At 69.6% G+C, this 12,847-nt stretch carries 8 protein-coding genes; 5 read left to right on the top strand and 3 right to left on the bottom strand.

Annotated features, from left to right (window positions below):
- Positions 1 to 2: 2 nt before the first annotated feature.
- Both BN1701_RS30880 and BN1701_RS30875 read left to right on the top strand, forming a co-directional pair.
- Complete coding sequence (locus BN1701_RS30880; RefSeq protein ID WP_054056273.1) at positions 3 to 1,082, top strand: hypothetical protein; 1,080 nt, start codon at positions 3 to 5, stop codon at positions 1,080 to 1,082.
- 147 nt (positions 1,083 to 1,229) lie between these two features.
- Positions 1,230 to 1,913, top strand: coding sequence for a hypothetical protein (locus BN1701_RS30875; RefSeq protein ID WP_197672154.1), 684 nt, complete (start codon positions 1,230 to 1,232; stop codon positions 1,911 to 1,913).
- A 20-nt stretch (positions 1,914 to 1,933) separates the two neighbouring features.
- Here BN1701_RS30875 and ychF read toward each other — a convergent pair whose 3' ends face one another.
- Positions 1,934 to 3,013, bottom strand: coding sequence for a redox-regulated ATPase YchF (gene ychF / locus BN1701_RS30870; protein ID WP_054054670.1), 1,080 nt, complete (start codon positions 3,011 to 3,013; stop codon positions 1,934 to 1,936).
- A gap of 339 nt (positions 3,014 to 3,352) precedes the next feature.
- Between ychF and BN1701_RS30865 the strand changes: the two genes are divergently transcribed.
- From BN1701_RS30865 to BN1701_RS30855, 3 genes are all read left to right on the top strand, one after another.
- Positions 3,353 to 6,583, top strand: coding sequence for a S8 family serine peptidase (locus BN1701_RS30865; protein WP_054054667.1), 3,231 nt, complete (start codon positions 3,353 to 3,355; stop codon positions 6,581 to 6,583).
- A 115-nt stretch (positions 6,584 to 6,698) separates the two neighbouring features.
- Positions 6,699 to 8,171, top strand: coding sequence for an AlkA N-terminal domain-containing protein (locus BN1701_RS30860; RefSeq protein ID WP_054054665.1), 1,473 nt, complete (start codon positions 6,699 to 6,701; stop codon positions 8,169 to 8,171).
- Complete coding sequence (locus BN1701_RS30855; protein WP_054054663.1) at positions 8,168 to 8,662, top strand: methylated-DNA--[protein]-cysteine S-methyltransferase; 495 nt, start codon at positions 8,168 to 8,170, stop codon at positions 8,660 to 8,662. The genes BN1701_RS30860 and BN1701_RS30855 overlap by 4 nt, the downstream gene beginning before the upstream one ends.
- Here BN1701_RS30855 and BN1701_RS30850 read toward each other — a convergent pair whose 3' ends face one another.
- Both BN1701_RS30850 and BN1701_RS30845 read right to left on the bottom strand, forming a co-directional pair.
- On the bottom strand, positions 8,663 to 11,596 hold the full coding sequence (locus BN1701_RS30850; RefSeq protein WP_054054661.1) for an AAA family ATPase: 2,934 nt from the start codon (positions 11,594 to 11,596) through the stop codon (positions 8,663 to 8,665). It abuts the gene before it with no gap.
- Positions 11,593 to 12,735 carry an exonuclease SbcCD subunit D gene (locus tag BN1701_RS30845; protein WP_054054660.1) on the bottom strand — a complete coding sequence of 381 codons (1,143 nt, stop codon included), beginning with the start codon at positions 12,733 to 12,735 and terminating at the stop codon, positions 11,593 to 11,595. The genes BN1701_RS30850 and BN1701_RS30845 overlap by 4 nt, the downstream gene beginning before the upstream one ends.
- Positions 12,736 to 12,847 lie beyond the last annotated feature (112 nt).

Here is a 12,847-nt window from a genome sequence, read left to right as displayed (position 1 = left end):
ACATGCGACGAAACGGGCACCTTTACGAAACGAGTATCCTCGGGCCTGCATTGGCGACCCTGCGTGCGAACCTCCCCGACCGCTGGTACGCAACCCTCATCATGCCGAAGCCCGATACGCCCAGCGACGCAGCCGTCAGGATTGGCAACGACTCTGGCGTCGAAGTCACATTCATGATCGAGGCCGGGTCAACTCGGATGTCCTCCACGCAAACCGCCACACATCTGAGCGCTTTGGCCGCAGCTAGTCCACACCGCCTGTTATTCGTCACCGACTATATTAACGCACCCCTCCGGTTGGCCTGCGAAGCCCGGGGGATCAACTACTTGGACGCCACCGGGTGGACATATATCGTTAGTAACGAACCGCCGATCCTTATCCGGCTCACCGGAGCTGAAAAACCGCCACACCAACGCGAGAACAAATCAACCGCCCGACTGAACGGACCCGCGGCTGGGCGTATCATCCGCCGTCTTCTCGATAGCGACCCACCGGTCGGCATAAGGCAGCTTGCAGCCCTTTCATTCAGCAGTCCTGCGGCGGTTTCCAAACTCATGCCTGCCCTCATCGCGGCCGGAGCGATCGACCGTGACGCAGACGGAACTATCGTCCGGGTCAGGCGCCGAGCACTGCTCAATCGCTGGACAAAAGACTACAGCTTCCTGAACTCCAATGGCGTGACCTTAGACTACGTCGCCCCACGAGGCTTACAACGACTAATCGAACATGTCCGCGATCGAGACGATATTTGCATGACTGGCTCGGCCGCCGCGCGCACCTACTTGCCAAGTACATCAATCTCGGTGATCCCGCTGACCCTCCTCGCCATGTACGCCCAAGATCCTCGCACCCTCGCCAAAGAGCTAGGCCTCGTCCGTGTCGGCCGAGAATCAAGCAACGTCATCATCGCCCCCCTTCGCGAACCCTCCCTCCTCGACCAATCACGTCTCTCGGAACAGGGCCTCGTTGCCCCGCTAGGGCAGGTACTCGCCGATCTACTGACTCTGCCAGGACGCATGGCACAAGAGGCCGAACAACTCATGGATTTTCTGTCCGAAACCGATCTCGCCTGGAGAGAGTAGATGACCCATTCCCCTGAGTATGTTGCCGCCCGCACAGTCCTACTCAACGCCCTAGAAGCTCTCTCTAAGCATCTAGAAAATATCGTACTCGTTGGCGCTCAAGCCGTATACATGCATGCGGGAGAAGGCCAACTCGCGCAGCCTCCGATGACGACGGACGCCGACCTTGCCCTGGATACATCGGGATTGGCCGACAGCCCCGAGATCTCCGCGACAATGAGGGCGGCTGGCTTCAAGGCCGGGAGGAATCCCGGCTCCTGGCTCGCCGACGGCGATATTGCCGTCGACATCATGGTTGTTCCGCATCAAGCAGGAACAACCAGCAAGACCGCCCGCGCAGGCCGGATCCCGAATCATGACAGGGAAACATCTCGCATCACAAGCGGCCTCGAACCAGCTTTGGTCGACAAATCTTGGCACATGATCGGCGCCATGGATGAGAAAGACAGCAGGAAGATCAGCGTCCAGGTCGCCGGACCCGCGGCTTTGCTCATCGCGAAAGCCATAAAGATCGAGGAACGACTCGCGGACGCGGCGAACGGAAGGGAAGCCCGCCTGAAGGAAAAAGACGCACTCGATATGTTTCGGCTACTCCAAGCTGTGGAGACCGAAGATCTAGTCGACGGGATTCATCGACACGTCGCTGACGACCACGCGCGGCCGGTCACCGAACGCGGCTTGAGAGTCATCCGGGATCATGGGACCGATCCGAGGTTCGATCTCCCCAAGCTCGCGTCCCTGGCGGCCGCGGGAGACGCCACCGTGGCACCCAGCTTCGCTGCCCTAGCGAGCGATCTCATCCGGACTCTGGGGCTTAACTGGCACCACTGAGGTCGGATCGGACTGTTCGGTCAGACGTTGAAGCGGAACTCGACCACGTCGCCATCGGCCATGACGTAGTCCTTGCCCTCGATCCGGACCTTCCCCGCCGCCTTCGCCGCGGTCATCGAGCCCGTCTCCACCAGGTCCGCGAACGACACGACCTCGGCCTTGATGAAACCGCGCTCGAAGTCCGAGTGGATCACGCCTGCGGCCTGCGGCGCCGTGGCCCCCTGCGGGATCGTCCACGCGCGAGCCTCCTTCGGCCCAGCCGTCAGATACGTCTGCAGCCCCAGCGTGTGGAAACCGGCCCTGGCCAGCGCGTTGAGGCCCGGTTCGGCCTGGCCGACCGACTCCAGCAGTTCCAAAGTGGACTCGTCGTCCAGCTCCAGCAGTTCGGCCTCGACCTTGGCGTCCAGGAACACCGCGTCGGCGGGGGCGACCAGTTTGGTCAGCTCCTCGCGGCGGGCGTCGTCGAGCAGGACGCCCTCGTCGGCGTTGAACACGTACAGGAACGGCTTGGTCGTGAGCAGGCTCAGTTCGCGCAGCAGGGAGGTGTCGACCTCTTTCTGCGCGGCGAACAGGGTCCGACCAGCGTCGAGGATGTCCTTGGCCTGCTGGGCGGCCTCGGCGGCGGGGCGCGCCTCCTTGCGGGTGCGGGCCTCCTTCTCCAGCCGGACGATGGCCTTGTCCAACGTCTGCAGGTCGGCCAGGATGAGCTCGGTGTTGATCGTCTCGATGTCGGACATCGGGTCGACCCGCCCGTCGACGTGGACCACGTCGGGGTCGTCGAACACGCGGATGACCTGGCAGATCGCGTTGGCCTCGCGGATGTTGGCGAGGAACTTGTTGCCAAGGCCCGCGCCCTCCGACGCGCCCTTGACGATGCCCGCGATGTCCACGAAGGACACCACGGCGGGCACGACGCGCTCGCTGCCGAAGATCTCGGCGAGCTTCGCCAGCCGGGCGTCGGGCAGCGGGACGATGCCGACGTTGGGCTCGATGGTGGCGAACGGGTAGTTCGCCGCGAGCACGTCGTTGTTCGTCAGGGCGTTGAACAGGGTGGACTTGCCGACGTTGGGCAGGCCGACGATCCCGAGGGTCAAACTCACGAAGAGGGAGTCTACGGACCCCCTAGGACCCGGTCCCCCGCGCCCGCCGCGCGCCAAACCGTTACCAACGGTTTCATCCGACTTCAATTACTCAGTGGTGCGCGTCGTAGTGCGGACATACGCACCATTGAGGCCGTTTGACCGGTAACGATCCCCTATCCAGTGACGATGCATGCACAATGCGCTCACAAAGGCCACATGGTCGGGTGACGATTAGCCCAGATGGACGCTAGTCAATTAGGCACCCCTAAACAACACTCCGTGAGCGCCCTGATGACCTCCGCATACGGAGTGCCAGGCGTCACCACAGCTCACCCTGCTGAGGAAGAAGGAAGAGGGATGATTCAACCCGAATGGCGCCGGCGCAGCCGGATCGCCCTAGGCATGGTGGCGGCCACCGCGGTCGTCGGCACCATGATGGCCGTCGTACCGAGCGCGGGGGCCGCTCCGACGCCACAGGCACCCGCCCAGGCAGAACAGGGCTCCGTCGGCCTCGACAAGCACGACCAGGAGCTGCTCGCCAAGGCCGAGAGCGCTGGCAAGAAGACCGTCCGCGTCATGATCGCCACCACCGAGGGTGACAGCGCGCGCAAGGCCGACGAGCTCGCCGCCGCGGGCGCCAAGATCGAGTACCGGGCCGACAAGATCGGCTACGTCCGCGCCGAGGTCCCCATCGACAAGGCCGCGACGATCGCCAAGCTGGCCAACGTCGCGGGCTTCGAACTCGAAGAGTCCCTCAAGCTGGACGACCCGCGGCCGCAGGGCATCGAGGACCCGACGCCGCAGGACCCGCCCGGTTCGCACACGCAGCGCGTCAACCCTTACATGCCGACGACCGACACCAACGCGGCTGAGTTCGTCAACGAGCACCCGACCTGGGACGGCCGCGGCACCACTGTGGCGATCGTCGACAGCGGCGTCGACCTCGACCACCCGGCGCTGAACACCACCAGCACCGGCGAGCGCAAGATCACCGACTGGGTCACCTCGACCGACCCGAGGGTCGACAACGACCCGACCTGGCTGCACATGACCAACAAGGTCACCGGCGCCAGCGTGGGTCTCCCGGCCGAGGCCGAGGTTCGCTTCACCGAGTTCAACGAGCGCGACGCGCGCCTGGGCGGCGAGGTCGGCAACGACGTCAACCGCGACGGCAACCCCGCGGGCAGCAAGGGCAAGTTCGGTGTGGCGTGGAACCCGGCCACCGCCACCGTCTGGGTCGACACCGACCAGGACGGCTCGTTCGCCAACAACAAGGCGATGACCGACTACAAGGTCAAGTACGACATCGGCGTCTTCGGCACCGACAACCCGGCCACCCCGGTCAAGGAGTCGATGACGTTCGTCGTGCAGACCAACGTCGCCAAGGACGCCGTCAACATCGGCATCGTCTCCGGCGCGCACGGCTCGCACGTCGCGGGCATCGTGGCCGGTAACAGCCTCTTCGGCGGCCCGATGAGCGGTGCCGCCCCCGGCGCCAAGCTCGTCTCGCTGCGCGTGTGCCAGTTCGTCGCCGGCTGCACCAACTTCGCGTTGATGGAGGCGATGGTCTACGCCGTCGAGGTCGCCAAGGTCGACGTCATCAACATGTCCGTCGGCGGTCTCCCCGCGCTGAACGACGGCAACGACTCCCCAGGCAACGACCGCGCGATCCTCTACAACCGCCTCATCGACACCTACAACGTGCAGATGTTCATCTCGGCGGGCAACAGCGGCGCGGGCGTGAACACCGTGGGCGACCCGTCGGTGGTGACCAAGGTCATGTCGGTCGGCTCCTACATCACCCGCTACACCTGGCAGAGCAACTACGGCTCGGACATGGCCCGCTTCGAGGCGCTGCACGGCTTCTCCTCGCGCGGCCCGCGTGAGGACGGCGGTTTCAAGCCGAACATCATCGCGCCCGGCTCGGCCATCTCCACCGTCCCGACCTGGCAGAACGGCCAGCCCGTCGCGGGCACCTACGTGCTGCCCCCTGGCTTCGCGCAGTTCAACGGCACCTCGATGGCCTCCCCGCAGGCCGCCGGTTCCGCCGCGCTGCTCGTGAGCGCGGCCAAGGCCAAGAACGTGTCGCACACCGCCGCGCAGCTGCGCACGGCGTTCCAGTCCTCCGCCCGTTTCGTCACCGCCCTCGGCGCGTACGAGCAGGGCGCGGGCCTGATCGACACCAAGAAGGCGTGGAACGTCCTCAAGGCGAACCCGAGCACCACCGAGATCACCGCCGCGGTGCCGGTCAACACCCTGCTGTCCGCGTTCCTCAAGAACCCGGGCATCGGCACCGGCATCCACGACCGCGAGGGCGTCAAGCAGGGCCAGAAGTACACCCGCGAGTACACCTTCACCCGCACCACCGGCCCTGACTCCCCAGTCACCTACAAGGCCAAGTGGGTCGGCAACGACGGCACGTTCTCCTCGGCGGGCTCGGTCACGCTGCCGAAGAACAGCGCGGTCAAGTTCAAGGTCGAGATCAACCCGGCCACCACCGGTATGCACTCGGCGCTGCTGAACCTCGACAGCCCGACCACCACCGGGGTCGAGCTGCAGACCATGAACTCCGTCATCGTCGCGGACCAGTTCACCGCGTCGAACAACTACACGGTGGTCAAGGGCGGCGAGCTCGACCGCAACGAGACCGCGTCGCACTTCTTCAACATCCCGGCGGGTACCCCGGCCCTCAAGGTCGACCTGCAGGGCGGCGGCTCGGCCGCGGGCGCGGGCCAGATCCGCTTCCTGCGCTTCCACCCGTACGGCGTGGGCATCGACTCGGGCAGCTCGCTGAACTGCTACAACCCGCCGGTTCCCGGCAGCGGCTGTGCCAGCGGCAGCCCGACCACCCGCTCGCTGAGCAACCCGCAGCCGGGCGTGTGGGAGATCGTGGTCGAGGCGCGTCGGACCTCCGACTCCGCCCAGGCCCCGTACACGCTGACCACCTCGGTGCTCGGCGCGTCGGTCTCGCCCAACCCGGACGTGATCCCCTCGGCGACCATCGGTACCCCGGTCGACCGTGAGTACACGCTGAAGAACACGCTTGGCGCGTTCAACGGTCGGGCCACGGGCACCACGCTGGGCAGCGCCAAGCAGGCCATGCCGAGCATCGCCCACCAGCAGGAGCAGATCTACCCGATCACCGTGACGCCGGGCTCGACCCAGCTGCGGGTGACGATCGGCGGCACCTCCGACCTGGGCGCCGACCTCGACCTGGATGTCTACCACTGCGTCAACGGCAACTGTGTTCTCAGGGGCCAGTCGGCTGACGGTGACTCCGAGGAGTCGGTCACGATCGCCAACCCGACCGCGGGCCAGTGGGAGGCGCGGGTCCAGGGCTTCGATGTGCCCGCGGGCTCCACGACGTTCAACTACGTGGACGTGTTCACCAACGCCGCGTTCGGCTCGGTCGCGGTGACCGACGCCAACGCCGCCCGCGCCGCGGGCACGCAGTGGACCGTCCCTGGCAAGGTGACCGCGAACGCGGCGCCCGCCGCGGGCCGGGTGCTGCTGGGCACCGTCGAGGTGCGGACCGACGCGAACATCCTCGTCGGTACCGGTGACGTGGTGGTTCAGGCCGTCTCGTAACACCTGACCGGCACGAAAACGGGGGTCCACCTGCGGGTGGGCCCCCGTTTTCGTTCGGACCGAGATGTCTGATTTCTGCCAGACGGGTTCAGTGCGGCGCCGGCAGCATGGGTAGGTGCTCAAAGACCCGGAACAGCGGTACCGCGCCGTGGCCGCCCGTGACTCGCGGTTCGACGGGCAGTTCATCCTGGCCGTGCGCACGACCGGCATCTACTGCAGGCCGTCCTGTCCCGCGTCCACGCCCAAGCGCCGCAACGTCGAGTTCTTCGCCACCGCGGCCGCGGCGCAGATCGCGGGATACCGGGCGTGCCGCCGGTGCCTGCCCGACGCCGTGCCGGGGTCGCCGGAGTGGAACCTGCGGGCCGACCTGGCGGGCCGGGCGATGCGGCTGATCTCCGACGGCGTGGTCGAGCGCGACGGCGTCACGGGGCTGGCCCGCAGGCTCGGCTACTCCGAACGACACCTGACCAGGGTGCTCACCACCGAGCTCGGCGCCGGTCCGCTGGCGCTGGCCAGGGCGCACCGGGCGCACTCGGCGCGGCTGCTCATCGAAACCACCTCGCTTTCCGTCGCCGACATCGCCTTCGCCGCCGGGTTCGCCAGCGTCCGCCAGTTCAACGACACGATCCGCGCGGTGTTCGCCACCACGCCCACCCAGCTGCGCATCGCCGCCAAGCGGTCGCCGCGCGTCCCGGTGCCCGCGCCGGGGCGGGTCACACTGCGCCTGGCGGTTCGCGAGCCGTTCGACGCCGATGGCGTGCTTGCCTTCCTCGCGGCACGGTCGGTGTCGGGTGTCGAAGTGGCCGAACAAGGTTGCTACGCAAGGACATTGCGGCTGGCCAACGGACCCGCGACCGCGTCGGTCCGGCCCGCGACCGGGCATCTGGAGTGCACGCTGCGGCTCACCGACATGCGCGACCTTGGCAGCGCGGTGTCCCGCCTGCGGCGCCTGCTCGACCTCGACGCCGACCCGGCCGCGATCGACGAGGTCCTCGGCGCCGACCCCGACCTGGCCCCGTCGGTCGCCATGACCCCGGGCATCCGGGTGCCGGGCAGCGTCGACGGCGCCGAGACCGTCGTGCGCGCGCTGCTGGGCCAGCAGGTCACCGTCGCCGCCGCGCGCACCGCCGCCCGGCGTCTGGCCGACGCGCTCGGCGAGCGGCTCGGCAATCCTGACGGCGACCTGACCACCCTGTTCCCCACCGCGGCGGCCATCGCCGACCACGGCCACGAGGTGCTGACCGGACCGGCGCGGCGGATCGAGACGATCCGCACGGTGTGCGCCGCCATCGCCGACGGCGACCTCGACCTGCACGTCGGCGCCGACGCCGAGACGCTGCGGACCAAGCTGACCTCATTCACGGGCATCGGCCCGTGGACCGCCGGGTACGTCACCATGCGCCTGCTGGGCGACCCGGACGTGCTGCTGCTGCAAGACATCGCCCTGCGCACCGGCGCGGGCCGACTCGGCCTGCCGTCTACAGTGGACGCCCTGAGCGAGCGGGGCCGCGCGTGGCGCCCCTGGCGCTCCTACGCGGGCATGCACCTGTGGCGTGCCGCCGCCAAACCGATCGAGAGGACCCCATGACCGCATACTCGTCCACAGTGGACACCCAGCTCGGCCCGTTCACCGCCGTCACGACGGCGTCCGGCGCCGTCCTCGCCTCCGGGTGGACCGCCCGGATCGACGACCTGCTCCCGGTGATCCACAAGTCGCTGCGCCCGTCGGCGGTCGCCCCGCGCGCCGACCTCGGCGACGTCACCAAGGCGATCGTGGCCTACCACGAAGGCGACCTCACCGCGATCGACGCCATCGAGGTCCACCAGACCGGGGGCGAGTTCCTGCTGCACGCGTGGGACATCCTGCGCACGGTGCCCGCCGGGAAACCCACCACGTACATGGACTACGCCGCGCTCTCCGGCCGTCCCGCCGCCATCCGCGCCGCCGCGATGGCCTGCGCCCGCAACGCCGCGGCTCTGTTCGTCCCCTGCCACCGCATCACCCGCACCGGCGGCGGCATGGGCGGCTTTCGCTGGGGCATCGAGATCAAGCGGCAGTTGCTTGCCCACGAGAGCTGATCACGCGGTCATCTCCAGCGTCGACCCGGTGCGCGACTTGCGGACCCGCAGCCGCACCGGGATCCGCTGCCGCAGTTCCTCGACGTGGGACACCAGCCCCACCACCCGGCCGCCGGTGCGCAGCTCGTCCAGGATCCCCATCACGTCGTCGAGCGTGGGCGCGTCGAGCATGCCGAAGCCCTCGTCGACGAACAGCGTGTCCAGCACGGCGCCACCGGTCTCGGCGGCGACGACATCGGCCAGTCCCAGGGCCAGCGACAGAGAGGCCACAAAGGACTCCCCACCCGACAGTGTCTTCGTGGACCGCGTCTGGCCGGAGAAGTCGTCGAGCACGTCCAGACCCAAGCCACCCCGCGTTCCCCGCGCCCCGGCCTCTCCACTGTGGACGAATGAGAAGCGGCCCTGCGTCATCCGCCGCAGCCGCTCGCTGGCCGCCACCGCCACCTCCGCCAGGCGCGCGGCCAGGACGTAGGACCGCAGTGACATCCGACTGGCGTTCTGGCCCCGCCCGTTCACCACGTCGGTCAGCGCGTCGAGTTCGGCGAAGTCGGCCTCGACCGGCGCCAAGTCGGCCCACGCGGCGGCGAGCCGCACCCCCAAGCCCTCGACCGTGCGCACCCGGTCTTCGGCGACCCGTGCGGCGGCCACCGCCGCGTCCGCGGCCTCTTGCGCGTGCCGGGCGGCGTCGACCAGCGGCACGAGGTCCACCTCCGCGTCCGGCTCGACGTCGGGGAACTCGGCGAGCACCGCCCGGCTGCGCGCGGTGCGCAGGTCCGCGCTCGCCAGCTGACTCTCCAGCTTGTTGATCACCGTCTCGGCCCGGGCCGCGCCTTCGGCCTCGGCCAGGTCGGCGAAGGCCGCCGCCTCGACCGCCGAGGCCAGGACCGCCCCCTGTTCGGCCACCCGCGCTGTCGCCGTCGCCAGCACCGACCGGGATTCGACCACCTTGTCCACGGCCGTCACCAGGTCGATCACGTGCGCGCGCCGCGCCCGCACCTCAGAGAAGCCCGCCCTGGCGACGTCGAGGCGAAGTCCGCGCTCGGTGACGGCCGTCGTCAGCGTGGTCCGCTCGGCTTCGAGCACCGCCGTCGAGCGGTCCAGGGCGGCACGGCGCCCGGTGCTGCGGGCTGCCTCGCCGTCGACCGACGCGAGTTCGGCCACCAGTCCGCCATGCTGGTCCGCAAGCGTTTGCGCCAACGTCACCGCAGCGGTCGCCGCCGCGTGCAGCCGCTCGGGGTCGACCCAGCCGACCAGCCGTTCCCGCAGCCGCGCGACCTCCCGCTGGGCACCGGCCAGCGCCTTCGCGGCGTCGTCGCGGACCCGCAGCAGCCGCTGTTCGGCCGCCACCGCGCCGCGCTCGTCCGCCGCGGTCACCCGGTCGGCGACCAAGCGCGCCGACGCCGGATGGTCGGCCGACCCGCACACCGGGCAGGACTCCCCCGCGACGAGCCCGGCGGCCAGCTCCGCCGCCATCCCGTCCAGCCGCCGCTGACGGAGGTCCTGCACGGACTCGCGCGCGTTCTGATGCGCGTCGACCGCGTCCTGATGGCCGTCCGTGGCTGTTCGCAGCTCCCGCTCGGCGCCGGGCAGGGCCGACGCCGCGCCGACCACGGCCGCGACTTCCCGCTCCCTGGCACGCAATCCGTCGAGCGACGCGCGCGCGTCGGCCGCGTTGGCCACCTGCTGACGCAGGTCGGCGATCCGATCCGGCACACCTCGCGCGCGTTCGGCGAGCTCGTCCGACTCGGCGACCGCGTCGGCCAGGAGATCGTCGATATCGACCAGCCGGGCCGTGTCGGCCTCCTGCCGCGCCTCTTCCTCGACCAGCCCCGCGAGGGCGCCCGCCTCCTCACGCAGGCGGTTCACGTCGTCGGCCAGAACGCCTTCTGTGTAACCGAGGTCGCCTGCCACGGCCATCGCCGCGCCCGCCCGGCGATCCGCGTCCCTGGCCGCCCGCTCGGCCCGGCGCAGCCCGTCGGCGACCGTCACCACCGGCACCGCCCGCCGCGCCGCGGCCAGTTCGTCACGCCACGACTCGCGGTCGCCCGCCTGACGGTCCAATTCGGACAGATCGTCCCTGGCCTGCCGCACCTGGCGGATCCGGTCGAGCGCGGCGCGGCCCGCGAGCAGCTCGGCCTCCGCCGCGGCCCGCGTGTCGGCGGTCCCGACCCGAAGCCGTGTCGCGCTCTCGGCCGCACCGGTGAGGCCCTCGACCAACTCCCGCAGCCAAGCCTCGTCGGCTTCCTCCGGCGGTTCCTGATCAGCGGCCTGCGCGACCCGGGCGACCAGTTCGCCCACGGTCTGGCGGCAGGCGTCCACCTCGCGCCTGCGCTCGGTGCGCTGCTCGCGGAACCAGCCCTCGACGCGCTGGAAGTGCTCGGTGCCGAACAGCTTCTCCAGCAACTTCTCCCGCTCGGCGGTGTCGGCGCGCAGGAAGCTGGCGAAGTCGTTCTGCGGCAGGAGAACGACCTGGAAGAACTGGTCCTTGGTCATGCCCAGCAGTCGCTGCACCGTCCGCGCGACCTCGTCGATCCGCGCCACGCCTTCGGCCGGATACCCGCTGGGCGAGGCGTGCACCCAGGTCAGCACGGCCTTGGCCTGCTGCTTGGTGACCCCGCCGCCGCGCCGCTTCTGGCGCAGGTACTCGGGGCTGCGCACGATCCGCAGCCGGTGGTGCTGGATCGTCAGCTCAAGGGCGACCTCGGTGTGGACATCGGGCGACGCGCTGTCGCAGCGGAGCCGTTTCGCCTGGTCCCGCACGCCGGGCACGCCGCCGAACAAGGCGAACGCGACCGCGTCGAGCAAGGTGGTCTTGCCCGCGCCGGTGTCGCCGTGCAGCAGGAACAGGCCGTCGGCGCCGAGCGCGTCGAAGTCGACCACCTCGTGACCCGGGTACGGGCCGAAGGCGGCGAGTTCGAGGCGGTGCAGTCTCATTCCGGCTCCTTCCCGGCGACCGCGGCCAGGGCCTCCCGCAGCAGGCCGCGCTCGGTCTCACTCGGCGGCGCGCCCCGCGTGTCGGCGACGAAGCAGCACGCCACCTCAGCGTCGTCGCGGTGCCGCGGCAGCTCGAACAGCTCGGCCCGCGGCTGGCCACCCGCGGGCCGCCACTCCAGGTGGACGGCGTGCGGGAAGCGGGTCTGGAGCCTGCGCATGGCGTCGAGCGGGCGGACCTGGTCGGTCAGCTCGACGGAGAGGAACTTGTCGACCAGACCATCATGCGTGCGCTCGGTGAGGATCTCGTCGAGATCGCCGCGCACGGTGGCCAGCCCGCGCGGCACCGGCAGTTCACGTCGTTCGACGCCCGCCAGGCCCTGCGCGTCGAGGTCGACCAGCCAGACGGACTTGCGGTGGCGGGCCTCGGAGAAGGAGTAGGCCATCGGGCTGCCCGAGTAGCGCAGGTGGTCGGCCAGGGTCTGTGGGCCGTGGAGGTGGCCGAGCGCGGCGTAGTCGACGCCCGCGAACGCCGCGCTGGGCACGTGCGGGACGCCGCCGATGGCGATGGTGCGCTCGGAGTCGCTGGCCTGCCCGCCGATGACGAAGGCGTGGGCGAGCACGACCGACCTGGTTCCCGGCCGGGCGGCCAGGTCGGCCCGGATCCTGGTCATGGCCTCGCCGAGCACGTGGGCGTGGGTGCGCAGCTCAGGCATGCCCAGGCCCTGGCGGGCGATCTCGGGCTCCAGGTAGGGGATGCCGTAGAAGGCGACCGGGCCGTGGGCGTCGGCCAGCAGGACGGGCCGGGCCACGTCGGTGACCGAGGTGCGCAGGTGCAGCCCGCCCGCCGCGGCGAACTCACCGAACGCGCCGAGGCGGGGGGCGGAATCGTGGTTGCCCGGGGTGAGCACGATCTGGGCGCCTGCCTTGGATACGCGGCCGAGCACCCGGGCGCAGACACCGACCGCCTCGGCCGAGGGGACGGCGCGGTCGTAGAGGTCACCGGACATGACCACGACGTCGATCTTCTCGTCGGCGACCAGGTCGGCGAGCCCGGCCAGCACGGACTCCTGCTCGGCGAGCAGATCACGGCCGTGGAAGGTGCGGCCCAGGTGCCAGTCGGAGGTATGCAGGACCCGCATCCCGCCAAGCTACGGCGAAGATCCCCCCGATCGGGGGAGCCACGCCGGTCGAACGCGCGTTCGAGCTGGTTCTGTCGGTGGAATGCGGTAAAGATCGTCGTACACACCGATC

The organism is Alloactinosynnema sp. L-07, assembly GCF_900070365.1.
In the GTDB taxonomy this organism is placed as follows: Bacteria; Actinomycetota; Actinomycetes; order Mycobacteriales; family Pseudonocardiaceae; genus Actinokineospora.
The sequence above is the reverse complement of the archived record's forward strand: the minus strand, read 5'-3'. Positions and strand labels throughout refer to the sequence as shown.

What these genes read in the sequence shown, in the direction of transcription:
- BN1701_RS30880 (WP_054056273.1), top strand. Translation starts at nt 3, where the DNA reads ATGCGACGAAACGGGCACCTTTACGAAACGAGTATCCTCGGGCCTGCA.
- BN1701_RS30875 (WP_197672154.1), top strand. Translation starts at nt 1,230, where the DNA reads ATGACGACGGACGCCGACCTTGCCCTGGATACATCGGGATTGGCCGAC.
- BN1701_RS30865 (WP_054054667.1), top strand. Translation starts at nt 3,353, where the DNA reads ATGATTCAACCCGAATGGCGCCGGCGCAGCCGGATCGCCCTAGGCATG.
- BN1701_RS30855 (WP_054054663.1), top strand. Translation starts at nt 8,168, where the DNA reads ATGACCGCATACTCGTCCACAGTGGACACCCAGCTCGGCCCGTTCACC.
- BN1701_RS30850 (WP_054054661.1), bottom strand. Translation starts at nt 11,596, where the DNA reads ATGAGACTGCACCGCCTCGAACTCGCCGCCTTCGGCCCGTACCCGGGT.
- BN1701_RS30845 (WP_054054660.1), bottom strand. Translation starts at nt 12,735, where the DNA reads ATGCGGGTCCTGCATACCTCCGACTGGCACCTGGGCCGCACCTTCCAC.